The sequence below is a fragment of the Brumicola blandensis genome (assembly GCF_031846165.1).
GTDB classification, from domain to species: Bacteria; Pseudomonadota; Gammaproteobacteria; order Enterobacterales; family Alteromonadaceae; genus Glaciecola; species Glaciecola blandensis.
This window is the reverse complement of the sequence record NZ_JAVRIE010000001.1, coordinates 1111540-1126064: the sequence shown is the minus strand read 5'-3', so window position 1 is coordinate 1126064 and position 14525 is coordinate 1111540. Positions and strand designations below refer to the sequence as shown.

Here is a 14525-nt window from a genome sequence, read left to right as displayed (position 1 = left end):
TAGTATTAAGAGTTATAGACAACAGTGAGAAACTCACTCGTCCAATCAAACAAATAGAATAATTAAAGAGTAGATACATGACTACATATCCAATGACTGCGCATGGTGCAGAGATGTTGCGCCAAGAATTAAAAGAACTAAAGTCGGTAAAACGTCCTGAAATCGTGAAGTCTATTGCAGACGCGCGCGAACATGGTGATTTGAAAGAGAATGCTGAATATCATGCTGCCAGAGAGCAACAAAGTTTCTGTGAAGGTCGTATCCAAGATATTGAAGGCAAACTGTCGAATGCTCAAATTATTGACGTCACTAAAATGCCAAACACAGGTAAAGTCATTTTTGGCACAACAGTGACAGTATTAAATACTGAGAATGAAGAAGAGATTACTTATAAAATTGTCGGTGACGATGAGTCTGATATTAAGAACCAATTGATTTCAGTAAATTCGCCAATCGCACGTGGTTTGATTGGTAAAGAACTCGATGACGTAGTCACGATCCAAACACCAAAGGGTGCAGTAGAGTTCGAAATTATCGAAGTCGAATATATCTAAGCCCTTATGTAAACCTTTATTTGGCCCCTTATCTACATTGGGGCCCCCACAAGTTTTTACTCGTTAATGGTGCCCTAACCATTCAGTCGCTTTCGTCAGTGCTTCAGTACGATTTTGTACAAAAGCATCTGGCGGAAGTATTTCAGTAAAGCCCATCTTTTGCAGTTTCTTTTTAGAACTGTCTTGCTTCACCAACATAATAATGTGTTTTTCTAGTTGATTAGCATCTTTGATCAAGTTCTCGATTGCTAACGCTATTGTGTCATCTAGAAACGAGACATCGCTCAAGTCGATAATAATCACTTTATGCTCCGTCATACTGCTGAGTTCGCGAGAGAGTGCTTTGGATACGCCAAATATCATCGTGCCGCTCAGGTAGAAGAACAGTATCTCACCGTTGGCTTTATTCAATAGTTGTCGCTGTTCTATGGTTAAGGGCAGGCGACCATCAACATCACTAATCGCTTTAATGTTTTTGGCTTGTGATGCACTGAGCTTTTCTATCGTAATAATATTAGCAATGAACACTCCGATACCTACAGCAACCACAAGGTCGACAAAGACAGTAAGTAACAAAACAGCATACATGATAAGAGAAGACTGCTTAGAAACCTTGTGAGCGCGTTTAATGAAGCTCCAGTCAAGGATGTCTATGCCAACTTTCACTGCAATACCAGCAAGCACCGCAATAGGGATGACTGATATCAAACCAGAGGCACCAAAGATAGCTACCACTAGCACAGACACTCTGACTAAGCCGGATAGCGCGGTTTTCGCCCCAGCTTGAATATTAACTACTGTACCCATTGTCGCGCCAGCACCTGGTAAGCCGCCAAAAAGCCCAGACATCATGTTACCGACGCCTTGTCCAATAAGTTCTTTATCGGATTTGTGTTCGCTGCGTGTCAGGTTGTCGGCAATCACCGACGTCAGCATAGAGTCGATGCAACCAAGCATTCCAAGCACGATACCATCCAAGACCATGGTTTTAATTTGTTCAGGTGTGAACTCAGGGAGAACGAGAGATGGCAAACTAACATTAATTTCACCAATCCGGCGAATATCTACAGATTGAAAAAATATCACTGACACAATCGAAATCATGACAAGCGCGATCAGTTGTGGAGGCAGAATATTTTTTAACTTCTTCGGAGTGAGGAATAAAATCGCAATGGTGGCCAGCGCCATGCCTAACTCAACAAAGCTTATATTTGAAATAATCTCAGGCAGAGAGGTCAGTGTGCCACTAACACCTCCACTTGGCGCAGCGGAACCCATCGCGGGGGCTAGCTGCATTACGATAAGGATACAGCCAATGCCTGACATAAACCCAGATATGACGCTGTAGGGCATCATAGTGATGTATTTACCTAACTTCATTACACCAAACGCTATTTGCGTTAAGCCTGCGATCATGACTACCGTAAATGCCATCGCAAGGCCGTTATCAGGATTGTCCGCTATCAACGTAGTCACTACCGCTGCCATGATGACTGTCATAGGGCCTGTTGGCTCAGATATCAGTGTGGGTGTGCCACCAAATAGAGATGCAAAGAGACCGATGATAATGGCACCGTATAAACCGGCTTCAGGACCTACACCTGAGGCAACACCAAAGGTTAAAGCGAGAGGCAGCGAGACAATCGCTGCAGTGACACCCCCAAGGATATCGCCTCTCAGGTTGGAGCGGTTTATGGTGTTAAAAATCTGCACGTAAATCACCTATCATTATTGTTCTTATATTTTGGCAAAAATAAGGCGCTCATTGAGCGCCCTGAATATCCGTGGCTTAGTATACTGTAAAACACGTATACAGTGGTTTGATCTGCTATATTTCCGCGCTTGCATTTTTTGTATTTTTTACACAGGCAAGAGCGACGATACCGCTGACAATATCGACTGCTTCACTTTATTCGTTCGGTTTTTTTCTTTGTAAAAATAAGCCTGAGACAAACAAAAGCCCAAAAACAAAGTATGTTGGAATATTTCCAAACATTCTATATGGGGTTTTCCCACTGACTAATGAAATGGTTTCAGTGATCGTTGTTGCAGCGAACTGCTCAGCTTGTTGCGTTATTTTACCCTTGTGATCGATAAATGCGGTTAGGCCATTATTAGTTGTTCGTAACACGGGTAAACCAAACTCTTTTGCCCGCATTTGGGCTATTTCCAGATGTTGATGTGGGCCATGAGAGTTACCAAACCAAGCATCATTGCTCACGGTAATAATGGCATCAGTTTGCTCTGTTAGGTTCGCTGATATTTGTTTTGGGAAAGCAATTTCAAAACAGATTGCTGGCGCTAGGTTTGTACCATTGGCTGCTAAGTTTCGTTGAACAAAGTCGCCACGAGTAAATGAAGACATCGGTAAATCAAAAATAGGCGCGATTTCACGTAATATTGATTCAAAGGGAACAAACTCGCCAATAGGGAGTAAGTGGTGCTTGGAAAAGCGATTATTGTGTCCATAACGATAAGGGATCGTGTTTTCGTTGCGCAGATCATTACCAAGGGCTAACAGACTGTTGTAGATCTTTCCTGTTTCGTAGTTATAGTCGACAATGCCTGTGATGAGCGCCGTATTAGTGCCATTTGCCTGCTCATCAAGTTCGCGTAGAAAGCCTTTTGTTGCTACCTCTAGTTTGGGGATAGCGGCTTCTGGCCAAATCACGATATCGGATGACCAATGGGCTTGAGTCAGTTCCCGATACTTATTCATTGTTGGACGATCTTGCTCGGGTATCCAACGCATTGTTTGCGCAATATTACCTTGCACCATCGTAACTTCGGTCGATTGACCTCTTGGTGTAGCCCATTCATTTTGATTTAAAACAGCACCAGAAATCATCGCGATGGCTAAGATGAACAGACTTCTAAGACCAGAGAATTGCCAAGATTTACCTATTTTTTGAACGCGTAGGTTCTGACCAATACTCACCGCTATCATTATGAATAAAGCGCTGACACCTATTTCTCCAATGACCGGCAGCCAGCCCTGCAAAGGTGAATAGAGTTGACTATAGCCAATGGATAGCCAAGGGAATCCGGTCAAGAAGTGCGCACGACACCACTCCAGAACTAACCATAAGAAAGGCAGGGCAAGTGGCCAAGCCGCTCTTTTCATGAATTTATTGCTTAGCCAAAGCGTAATAGCAGGAAAAATAGCGAGATAGCCGCAAAGCAGCATCATCATTCCTACCGAGGCTATAAGTGGTAAGCCACCGTGTTCAGCGATACTAACATGGACCCAACTTATCCCCGCACCAAAGTAACCGAAACCAAAGCACCACGCGAGTGCAAAGTGTTTATCTTCAGAACGACTTTGTAGGTAAAACCATAGGGAGAAGCTAATAAAGGGTAGCCACCACCAATTGAAAGGCGAAAAGGCAAGCGTATTGCTTGCCCCTAAAACTACCAATATTAATGCTTTCACATAAATATTCAGGATTTAGTCCTCGTTTTCAGGCAAGGTAACTTTCAGTTGCATAATGCGACGCTTATCAGAGTTAGTGACTTTGAACGTAAGGCCTTCAATTTCAACTGAGTCATCTGTTTCAGGCATGTGACCAAAAGCACGAAGTACTACGCCACCGATCGTATCCGAATCATCTTCATTTAATTTTGTTTCAAAGAAGCGATTGAAATCTTCTACGGAACAAAGTGCTTTCACAGAATAGGTGTGTTTATTTAAAGGGCGAATTTCATCACTTTCGTCTATCTCAGTGTCGAATTCGTCTTCAATTTCACCGACGATCAGTTCAAGAATATCTTCTATTGTAACCAGCCCAGATACACCGCCGTATTCATCGACGACAATCGCCATGTGATAACGTTGTTGCCGAAACTCTTTCAGAAGCACGTCAACGCGCTTACTCTCAGGCACAATGATTGCCTCGCGAAGTACTTCTTTGAGCTTGAATTCTTTGCCTGGTATAAACGCGTAAGGTAGTAGATCTTTGGCTAACAAAATACCTTCAATGTGGTCTTTGTCTTCCGATATGACGGGGTAGCGCGAGTGAGCATTGTCTAGCAATATGGGTAAAAACTCATCGACTTCTTGCTCGACATCAACCGTGACCATCTGAGCCCTCGGGATCATGATGTCGCGCACTTTAATTTCACTGACCGACATTACCCCTTCGATCATTTCTTTCGTTTGCGGGTCGATTAACTCACGTTGTTCAGCATCAGAAATGACTTCAGAAAGTTCTTCTTTGTTTCTCGGCTCCCCCCTGAAAGTCTGGCTTAGTTTTTCTAACCAGCTTTTATTGGTGGAACCGTTGGTAGAGTGGGGATTGTCGTCGCTCATAATCTCTTCGTTATTAAGTTAATGTTGCCCAAGCTGACACCTATAGTCAGTGATCTTGGTAAGGGTCGTCAATACCTAATTGCGCAAGAACATGGGTTTCGAGATTTTCCATCTCTAACGCTTCTTCTTCTTCAATATGGTCATAGCCGAGTAAATGCAATAGGCCATGGATACACAAATGTGCCCAATGATCCAAAATAGCTTTGTTTTGTTCTTTAGCTTCACGTTCAACCAGCGCTGCACAAATGACCAAATCTCCTAAGAAAGGAGAGTCAATGTGCGTTGGTGCTTCAAAAACAAAGGAGAGGACGTTTGTTGGCTTATCCTTACCTCTATAATCTTTATTTAACTGTTGAGATTCTGCGCTATCGCATATCCGCACAGTGACTTCAAACGTGGATTCAAGAGCATCGCTCTGCTGTTGAGTCTCTTGATGTGGCTGATTACTCTCTTCGAGATGATTTGCCAGAGCATCTTGTTGCTCTTTTAACACGACCAATGCCAGTGACAGCCATCCACTTATTTGTTCGGAAGTGGGTACATCGTGCTCAAGCGAATCTCGCTCAAGCACGTTTTGAAGATCAAGATTGATTGTCATTAGGGGGCGTTAAATCACTATGATCACTTTGATTGCGGATTTGTTCGTCTCTCAATCGCTTTTTCTCAATTGCTTCCGCTTCTTTTTTTGCATCATGCTCTTCATAGGCTTGCACGATACGAGCGACAACAGGGTGTCGCACAACATCTTGCGCATTGAAGAAGTTAAATGAGATGTCATTGACTTCACTTAATACTTCTATGGCGTGACGTAGACCCGATTTCGCACCGCGAGGCAAGTCGATCTGAGTAATATCACCACTAATCACTGCTTGTGAATTAAAGCCAATTCGCGTCAAAAACATTTTCATTTGTTCAACGGTCGTGTTTTGACTTTCATCAAGAATAATAAACGCGTCGTTCAAGGTACGACCGCGCATGTATGCGAGTGGAGCAACCTCTATCACATTTCGTTCGATAAGTTTTTCAACTTTTTCAAAACCTAACATCTCGAAGAGTGCGTCGTATAAAGGGCGTAAATAAGGGTCGACTTTCTGTGACAAATCGCCAGGCAAAAAGCCAAGCTTTTCACCCGCTTCAACGGCTGGTCGTGTTAATAGTATCCTGCGCACTTCTTGACGCTCAAGCGCATCCACAGCACAAGCAACTGCCAAGTACGTTTTACCTGTACCAGCAGGGCCAATACCAAAGGTAATATCGTGATTGATGACATTTGCCACGTAGCGTGATTGATTTGGGTTACGCGGCTTAATCACACCTCGTTTGGTTTTGATATGGACTTCTTTGCCATAGTCCCCAGCTTCAGCGCGTTCTAAGCATTTTGCTTCTTGGATCGCAAGGTGAACTTGGTTCGGTTCGAGCGACGGTACACTGCCTTTTACAGGCTGCGTTTCGATATATAGAAGCTTTAATAATTCGCTCGCACCGTTCGCTTGTTGCGGATCCCCAAGGACTTTAAACTCATTAGCCCGGTAAGTGATTTCCACACCTAAACGACGCTCTATTTGTTTAATATTGTCGTCAAACGGGCCGCAAAGGCTAGAAAGGCGCTTATTATCTTCAGGTTGTAAAATTATCTCGTTACTTACTAACTTACTCAATCTGTTCTCTTTTATCAGTGTTTAATCGTTACTTTTGATAGCGAGCATATTAGCCGCCTATCACTATTTACGCTGGTATAACTTGGGTAACACCAGTCTCATCGGCTACAGGTTGCTTGGCTAAAATGCTTTGCGGTGACACCGCAACGCGCAATCCCATATCCTTTTCGCGCAATACGACTTTGCCGCGTAATGAATTACTGTAAACCTCTGTAATTTCAAGGTCAACAAATTCACCAACCATGTCTGGACTACCCTCAAAATTAACGACTCGGTTATTCTCTGTTCTACCCGTTAATTCCATCAGGTTCTTCTTAGACGGCCCTTCAACCAACACGCGTTGTGTTGTATCTAGCATATTGCGAGCAATGCGCTGTGCATTTTGGTTTATGCGTTGCTGTAAAATTTGTAATCGCTGCTTTTTAGTTTCTTCACTTACATCATCGACAATATCAGCAGCAGGTGTACCGGGACGTGAGCTGTAGATAAAACTGAAGCTCATGTCGTAGCCAATCGTATTGATAAGGTCCATCGTTGCTTCAAAATCCGCATCGGTTTCGCCAGGAAAACCAATGATAAAGTCAGACGACATACATAAATTAGGTCTTACCTTTTTTAGTTTGCGAATGGTTGATTTGTATTCAATCGCAGTGTGGCCTCGCTTCATTTGATTTAGAATGCGGTCAGCGCCACTTTGAACTGGCAGATGTAAATGATCAACCAGTTCTGGAATGTGTTTGTAAGCTTCAATGATGTCATCTGTGAACTCTACCGGATGTGAGGTGGTATAACGGATTCGGTCAATACCGTCAATCGATGCAACAAGTTCTAATAATTCAGCAAATCGGCAAATGCTGCCGTCGTAGTGCGGGCCTCTAAAAGCATTCACGTTTTGTCCAAGCAAATTGACTTCACGCACACCTTGAGCAGCGAGTTGCGCTACTTCTAATAATACATCATCCACCGGGCGGCTAACTTCTTCACCGCGTGTGTAAGGAACAACGCAGAAGCTACAGTATTTAGAGCAGCCTTCCATGATAGAGACAAACGCGCTAGGACCTTCAGCTCTAGGCTCAGGTAGCCGGTCAAATTTTTCTATTTCAGGAAAACTCACGTCAATCACTGATTTGTCACCACCTTTGATCTGTTTGATCATCTCTGGTAGGCGATGTAGGGTTTGAGGACCGAACACGATATCGACATAAGGGGCACGTTTTCTGATTTCGCTTCCTTCTTGCGAAGCCACGCAGCCACCAACACCAATGATAAGTTCAGGCTTGTCATTCTTTAGGTTTTTCCAACGGCCCAATTGATGAAACACTTTCTCTTGCGCTTTTTCGCGAATTGAACAAGTGTTAAGCAAGATGACGTCTGCCTCTTCTGCTTCATCTGCAAGCGTATAGCCATGTGTAGAATCTAGTAGGTCAGCCATTTTTTCCGAGTCATACTCGTTCATTTGGCAGCCCCAAGTTTTAATGAATAACTTCTTGCTCATAGTTAGCTTGTATCTTCTATATTAGGTCGCGGGCGGATTAGCACCAGTCCTTCTTGGATGGCTATTCAATCAACGCCGGCGGTATTGAATTAACGTAACCCAGTATTTTAAACTGAAAGCGCCTTTTAAGCTAGTTTTGCAAGGTGAACTCCTTGAATTTTTGATAATAATTCTCGTCGTTTGGACTTAATGGCTTACACAAAGAAGAGGTGTAAACAAAACAGGATAAAAATCATTGCTTTAGCGCAATAGAACGTGAACTGTTTTGTGCTAGTCTGTGGTATATAGTGTAATAGAAACATCAAAAAGATTTAAGGAAAAGCAAACTATGAGGTATCAAGTTGATTATTGCGTTTTCGGCGGAGGCATGGTCGGTGCTGCATGCGCGATCGGCTTAGCGAAATTAGGCCATAAGGTGCTAGTCATTGAGCCTAATCGTCCTGATGATTTTGATCCGAAGTCGACGCCAGATTTACGAGTATCTGCCTTAAATCGCTACACTCAATCTCTGCTAAGTTCATTTGGTGTCTGGGACGATGTCCTCGCCATGAGAGCCAAACAATATAGTCGTCTGTCGGTTTGGGAAGACATCAGTAAAGCGCTGCACTTCAAGGCTGATGAGATTGGTGAACAATACTTAGGTTACTTTGTTGAAAATAGAATTTTACAACTCGCTTTACTGAACAAATTGAAAGACGAGTATGCTGACAACGTCACGGTACTTTATCAATCGCCTGAGCGCATCAAGCTAAACGACAGCGAAGAGGGCGGGCTAATCTCATTAGATGATGGTAGCGATGTTGTAGCTGACGTTTTCGTGGCTGCCGATGGCGGCTTTTCGCAACTAAGGTCGGCTGTGAACATAGGCACCACCGCATGGCAGTACCAACAAAATGCGAATGTGTTGTTGGTCAAAATGTTAACAGAATTTGAAGCGGCAACGTGGCAGCAATTTACACCGAAAGGACCTATCGCGTTTCTACCTTTATTCGACAATTATGCCAGTTTAGTTTGGTACGGCGACAATGAGCTAAGCGAGACTTTGAAGAAAGCCTCTAACAGCGAGTGTAAGGCGAAAGTGCAGGCTATTTTTCCAAAGGTTTTGGGTGACTTTGAAGTGATTGATAAAACAGCGTTCCCGTTGCGAAGAATGCATGCGAATCAATATTGGAGAAAGAATGTTGTTTTGGTCGGGGACGCTGCTCATCAGATTAATCCCTTAGCCGGGCAGGGTGTTAATCTAGGGTTTAAGGATGTAGGCGCACTGATTGAATCTATAAAGAGTAATCCGGTGAGCCTGACAAATAAACAAGCATTTATTGATTACGAGCGCAGTCGACGTGGTCCTAACCTTGCAATGATGACCGCGATGGATGTGTTCTATCAGACATTTAGTAATGATATCTTACCGTTAAAATTATTAAGGAATATGGGCGTTCAAATAGCGGATAACGCTGGCCCAGTGAAACATAAAGTATTGAAGTATGCGATGGGTATGGAATAAAGCCCGAATAAACACTATAAATTTTTAAGGAAGTATTAACGTGACAGCAATTTTAGGTATTTTAGCCGTTTTATTTATCTCATTAATTATTATTGTACCGATGTTGGAGAAATCCGAAGTACGGATCTCTCCAGAAACTCAGAGCAAAATAGCCAAGTGGATAATACCATTGCTGCTTGTCATGGTTGTTGTGCAGTTATTTTTATTTCTCTAGGCGTTTGTTCTTAACAACGCTTTTTTTACTGAGTTTTACTGGGCATTACTTCCAAATCTTATCTTCGGTCTCGCCCTGAATATCGCAATCATCTTCAATGAAATCCATTTTAGCGTTTGCTTTTCGTTTTTCATTGTAGTCTCGCGTCACTGAAACGATGGTGGGCGTGAGTAAAACGATGGCAATAATATTGACGACTGTCATCAAGCCTAAAGCCATATCAGCCATATTCCAGACAGTTTGTAGGCTTTCTCTCGAGCCCCAAAAGATCATAAGCAAGTAGCCTGAGGTATAGAATAATCTTCCAAATTTATTGTCTAGCTTAAACATATGAAGATTACTTTCACCATAGGCATAGTTCGCTACCACAGATGTGAAGGCAAACAAGCAAATAGCAGCCGATACAAAATCACCGCCAAACACGCCTAGGTGTGTCTCCATTGCTGCTTGAGTAAGTCGAATACCTTCTCTTTCACCGGTCATTCCATTGCCCGCTAGCAGGATAATAAAAGCGGTAGCAGTACAAAGGATCATGGTGTCAATGAACACCCCAAGCATTTGCACATAACCTTGCGAAACGGGGTGGTTAGGATGTGGAGTGGCTGAGGCAGCCGCCTGAGGAACACTACCAGAGCCTGCTTCATTTGAATATAAACCGCGCTGAATACCGTTTTTGACGGCAGCTGCAAACGCACCCGCACCCGCTTCTTGTAGGCCAAACGCAGAGGTGATGATGTCGTAAAGCACGCCTGGTAAGAACTGAATGTTGATAATGGTGATACCAAGAGCAACGAGCACATATGCGATCCCCATAAACGGCACGATGTACTCGGCGAATCGCGCTATGGCTCGCAGACCACCAATAACAATCACACCAGCTAACACGATAATAACCAGTCCAGAATAGGTGGTCGATATGCCATAACTATTGTTCAGCGCATCGGTAATAGTATTGGCTTGGACAGCAGAAAAAACAAAGCCGTAACCGAAGAATAGGCAAAGTGCAAACAACACTGCAAACCAAGAGTTCTTCAGGCCTTGCTTGATATAGTAAGCCGGTCCGCCGCGATATTCACCATGATCGTCTTTGATTTTATATACTTGACCTAAGAGGCTCTCAGCATAACCGGTCGCCATGCCCAGTAACGCGATGACCCACATCCAGAATATGGCTCCAGCGCCACCTAAGGAGATTGCTACAGCGACACCTGCGAGATTACCCGTACCAACACGCGCTGATAAACTCGTGCAAAGGGCTTGGAATGAGCTGATGCCAGCTTTGTCACTTTTGGTGCTGCCTTTAAGCAAACTGAACATGTGCTTAAAGTTAAGGATTTGAATGAATTTGAGCTTGAAAGTAAACCAGATACCGGCGATAAGCAGCATATAAATAAGGACTTGTCCGTCGCCCCATAATAAATTATTTACGGCATTTACTATGTCATGTATCAAAATATCATCCCTTAAAACGCAAAAAACGCCGGAAAACCGACGTTTGTAGAATATGGCTGGGGTAGCAGGACTCGAACCTACGAATGGCGGGATCAAAACCCGCTGCCTTACCAACTTGGCTATACCCCAAGAGTAATCAACGATGACTTAGATTACAATACCTAATTAAACATGAAACTGAGATGGCTGGGGTAGCAGGACTCGAACCTACGAATGGCGGGATCAAAACCCGCTGCCTTACCAACTTGGCTATACCCCAACAATGTATGGTGCGGAAGGAGAGACTTGAACTCTCACGCCGTGAAGCACTGGAACCTAAATCCAGCGTGTCTACCAATTCCACCACTCCCGCATATCTCTCAGTCACAAATTACTAGGTAATAAGTGAATTGGTGGCTACGGCGGGACTCGAACCTGCGACCCCATCATTATGAGTGATGTGCTCTAACCAGCTGAGCTACGTAGCCATCAAATTACTCATCAGCGATGCTTGTCCGCTTCAGAGTGGCGCGTATTATGCTTAGTTGAAGTGTGGTCGTCAACCCCTTTTTTGCATGAAATAATCAGTTGCGCACTAAATAATCAGTTAAGGCCTATTTGTCGAGATTAGAATCACTAGAACGAGGCAGAATACCGCCGCCAATCTCAAACTGATTCATTTGTTGTACAAGTTTTCGGCCTAAAGCAGAGTCTCTCAGTTTTGGCACTCTTGTTTCGTCGGTTTCATAGTTATTTTGTTTAAACATGTTGGCGAAATCGATATTGCCCTCTGTAAGGCCTTTATGTCTGGTTTGGGCTGATAATTTGCTGATTTTAGTCACACTATTTTCCCGCGAAAAGCGAGCAAAGCCTTTAAATGAAAACCGTTCTTCAACATCCCGTTGACTTAAGTGCAACAACGCGTCCATAAAGCTGAATAAGAAAGCGTTTTCGGTTAAATCATCCATCACAATATTCAAGCAAGTGATGGAATGAAGCTCTGGCAATGAGGATTTCTCAATTTCTATCGGCTTTAAGCTCAGTAAATATTGACCGCCAGGCAGAGGCAATAAATTAGCCAATTCAAACTTGGCTTTGTCGTACGTTAATTTAGCGATAGTGGCCTTCAGTTGAGCGCCGTCGATACTCCCTTTGTTATCATCCGCATTAGTCGCACTCGACATGGCCATCAAAGGCAAGTCATGGTGACAGCTAAATGGTGTGGTGACTTTGCCTGCTTCGTCAAATTTCACCAATTCACGCACTTCATGCTCTCTTGCTTTACATAGTGCCAGATACGCTGTTTGTATGATTTCAGAAGAGGGTAATTGAGGTTCTACACGCCATCGTCTGCCATAGACAATCTTTTTACAGCCCTGACTTTGTTTATCGATGTAATTGTCTAAGCCAATAATACCCACTTGAATAAACAAGCCACCATGGTCTTCGTCTACAAATAATAAGTAGCTAGGATCATAGTTAATCTCTGCCACAATTGCCTCGACGGACTCTCGAGTATGATGATATGACAAGTAGTGTTGTGGAATGCAATTCGTGCCATCATCTAATATGACTTGTGGCGCTTTGGGCATTGGGCTTTCGCCTGGTAATAAAGGAAGCTGTGTCTTCATGCTAATCTCTTCATTTTAATGTCTGCATTCTTGTATCGTTTATAATTACGATGCACCAATATCCATAAGCCATAATAGACCTACAAAACGCAGGGGATATTTCATTCTTGAAGAAACAATACGCGCATTTATTTGTTTAGGTTCTTTATTGAGTATGAATTATTTATGAAAGGTCTCATAAAAAGAGTGAGTAAAAGGAGGGAGACTAAGCTCTAAAGAAGCTTAGTCTAATGTTTCACCACAAAAAGGACAGTAGTTAATCGAAATGACCGTGTGGTAGGTGATTTCACCAACAAATTCGGCTTCACCCATATTCACTTCTTCTTCAACTGCGTAATGAATATTATGCAAGTGCCAGACATCTTGTTCTTCACCTTCGAGTTCGCAGCAATGAGCGATACGATCATTCTTAGGGAAATCATTTTTATCGCATAGATGCTCTTTATCATATGTGGCTCCGCCGCCATCGCCTAATTCTGATAGTTCCATTGCATTCTCCTAAAAAAAACGGCTACCTAACATGGTAACCGCTTATCTCTTTCAAATTGACACATACACCGAATATTAGACTTCAGTGAACTAAAGTAATTCTTAAACGTTAAATCTAAAGTGGATAACGTCACCGTCTTTCAAAATATACTCTTTGCCTTCCAAGCGCCACTTACCAGCATCCTTTGCACCTGATTCGCCCTTGTTTTCAACGTAGTCATTGTATCCAATGACTTCTGCGCGAATAAAGCCTTTTTCAAAATCGGTATGGATCTTACCTGCACCTTGAGGCGCAGTAGAACCGATAGGGTAAGTCCAAGCGCGCACTTCTTTTACGCCAGCAGTGAAATAAGTCTCTAGGGTTAGTAGGCTATAGCCCGCGCGAATAACACGGTTCAAACCTGGCTCGCTTAAACCTAGTTCTTCCATAAACTCCGCTTTTTCTTCGTCATCTAGTTCGGCGATATCCGATTCAATGGCAGCGCATACACTCACTACAACGGCATTTTCTTTTTCCGCGATAGCCTTAACTTGATCCAAGTATGGGTTGTTTTCAAAGCCATCTTCGTTCACGTTGGCAATGTACATGGTCGGCTTTAACGTTAGGAAGTTCATGTAGGCAATTGCGGCATGTTCTTCTTTACTTAGGTCAACAGAGCGTAACAACTCACCTTCGTTTAGGTGGGGAAGCAGCTTCTCAAGTACTTTCAATTCAAATTTGGCTTCTGAGTCACCGCCTTTTGCACGTTTACTTACGCGCAAAATTGCTTTCTCAGTAGTTTCTAAGTCTGAGAGGGCGAGCTCTGTATTAATAACGTCAATGTCTTCTTCAGGGTTAACTCTGCCTGCAACATGTACGATGTTCTCATCATCAAAGCAACGCACGACGTGGCCAATAGCATCGGTCTCTCGGATATTAGCAAGAAACTTGTTACCCAAGCCTTCACCCTTAGAAGCACCCGCAACTAAGCCTGCAATGTCCACAAACTCCATAGTGGTTGGGATGACACGTTGTGGGTTCACAATTTCTGCCAACGCGTCTAAACGCTCATCTGGTACAGGAACAACACCGGTATTTGGTTCGATAGTGCAGAATGGAAAGTTTGCTGCTTCAATACCAGCTTTGGTTAATGCATTGAATAATGTCGACTTACCTACGTTTGGCAAACCAACGATGCCGCATTTAAAACCCATAATGGAATTCCTTAATCTTCTATGTTCAATACAATTCGAGGCTTAG

General features: G+C 43.2%; 13 protein-coding genes and 4 tRNA genes. 3 read left to right on the top strand and 14 right to left on the bottom strand.

Annotation, left to right across the window (positions count from 1 at the left end):
* Positions 1 to 77: 77 nt before the first annotated feature.
* Positions 78 to 554 carry a transcription elongation factor GreA gene (gene greA, locus RM544_RS04960; protein ID WP_311360645.1) on the top strand — a complete coding sequence of 159 codons (477 nt, stop codon included), beginning with the start codon at positions 78 to 80 and terminating at the stop codon, positions 552 to 554.
* A 63-nt stretch (positions 555 to 617) separates the two neighbouring features.
* Here greA and RM544_RS04955 read toward each other — a convergent pair whose 3' ends face one another.
* From RM544_RS04955 to miaB, 6 genes are all read right to left on the bottom strand, one after another.
* Positions 618 to 2267, bottom strand: coding sequence for a SulP family inorganic anion transporter (locus RM544_RS04955; protein WP_311360644.1), 1650 nt, complete (start codon positions 2265 to 2267; stop codon positions 618 to 620).
* A gap of 196 nt (positions 2268 to 2463) precedes the next feature.
* Positions 2464 to 3987 (bottom strand): apolipoprotein N-acyltransferase, encoded by a 1524-nt coding sequence (lnt, locus tag RM544_RS04950; protein ID WP_311360643.1) that lies wholly within the window; start codon positions 3985 to 3987, stop codon positions 2464 to 2466.
* 15 nt (positions 3988 to 4002) lie between these two features.
* Positions 4003 to 4863: a CNNM family magnesium/cobalt transport protein CorC gene (corC, locus tag RM544_RS04945; protein ID WP_311360642.1), complete on the bottom strand. Its 861-nt coding sequence runs from the start codon at positions 4861 to 4863 to the stop codon at positions 4003 to 4005.
* A 46-nt stretch (positions 4864 to 4909) separates the two neighbouring features.
* Entirely contained in the window at positions 4910 to 5455 is a 546-nt protein-coding gene (ybeY, locus tag RM544_RS04940; RefSeq protein WP_432264471.1) for an rRNA maturation RNase YbeY, read from the bottom strand.
* A complete protein-coding gene (locus RM544_RS04935; RefSeq protein WP_311360640.1) occupies positions 5445 to 6521 on the bottom strand; it encodes a PhoH family protein in 1077 nt (358 codons plus the stop codon). Before RM544_RS04935 ends, ybeY begins: the two co-directional genes overlap by 11 nt.
* Before the next feature lie 67 nt (positions 6522 to 6588).
* Positions 6589 to 8016, bottom strand: coding sequence for a tRNA (N6-isopentenyl adenosine(37)-C2)-methylthiotransferase MiaB (miaB, locus tag RM544_RS04930; protein WP_311360639.1), 1428 nt, complete (start codon positions 8014 to 8016; stop codon positions 6589 to 6591).
* Positions 8017 to 8344: 328 nt separating this feature from the next.
* On the opposite strand from miaB, the gene RM544_RS04925 reads away from it, so the two are divergent.
* Together RM544_RS04925 and RM544_RS04920 are read left to right on the top strand one after the other, a co-directional pair.
* Positions 8345 to 9520: an FAD-dependent monooxygenase gene (locus RM544_RS04925; RefSeq protein ID WP_311360638.1), complete on the top strand. Its 1176-nt coding sequence runs from the start codon at positions 8345 to 8347 to the stop codon at positions 9518 to 9520.
* 40 nt (positions 9521 to 9560) lie between these two features.
* Positions 9561 to 9734, top strand: a complete 174-nt coding sequence (locus RM544_RS04920) for a hypothetical protein (protein WP_311360637.1) — start codon at positions 9561 to 9563, stop codon at positions 9732 to 9734.
* Positions 9735 to 9779: 45 nt separating this feature from the next.
* On the opposite strand, the gene RM544_RS04915 is transcribed toward RM544_RS04920, so the two are convergent.
* The 8 genes from RM544_RS04915 to ychF form a co-directional block, all read right to left on the bottom strand.
* The gene (locus tag RM544_RS04915) at positions 9780 to 11186 is read right to left on the bottom strand and encodes an alanine/glycine:cation symporter family protein (protein WP_311360636.1); all 1407 of its coding nucleotides are present in this window, start codon (positions 11184 to 11186) and stop codon (positions 9780 to 9782) included.
* A gap of 53 nt (positions 11187 to 11239) precedes the next feature.
* Positions 11240 to 11315 (bottom strand) — tRNA-Gln (locus RM544_RS04910).
* A 54-nt stretch (positions 11316 to 11369) separates the two neighbouring features.
* Positions 11370 to 11445 (bottom strand) — tRNA-Gln (locus RM544_RS04905).
* An 8-nt stretch (positions 11446 to 11453) separates the two neighbouring features.
* Positions 11454 to 11538 (bottom strand) — tRNA-Leu (locus tag RM544_RS04900).
* A gap of 38 nt (positions 11539 to 11576) precedes the next feature.
* Positions 11577 to 11653 (bottom strand) — tRNA-Met (locus tag RM544_RS04895).
* A gap of 126 nt (positions 11654 to 11779) precedes the next feature.
* Positions 11780 to 12796: a hypothetical protein gene (locus tag RM544_RS04890; RefSeq protein WP_311360635.1), complete on the bottom strand. Its 1017-nt coding sequence runs from the start codon at positions 12794 to 12796 to the stop codon at positions 11780 to 11782.
* Positions 12797 to 13018: 222 nt separating this feature from the next.
* The gene (locus RM544_RS04885; RefSeq protein ID WP_311360634.1) at positions 13019 to 13285 is read right to left on the bottom strand and encodes a hypothetical protein; all 267 of its coding nucleotides are present in this window, start codon (positions 13283 to 13285) and stop codon (positions 13019 to 13021) included.
* 102 nt (positions 13286 to 13387) lie between these two features.
* The gene (gene ychF / locus RM544_RS04880; RefSeq protein ID WP_311360633.1) at positions 13388 to 14479 is read right to left on the bottom strand and encodes a redox-regulated ATPase YchF; all 1092 of its coding nucleotides are present in this window, start codon (positions 14477 to 14479) and stop codon (positions 13388 to 13390) included.
* Between the last annotated feature and the right edge of the window lie 46 nt (positions 14480 to 14525).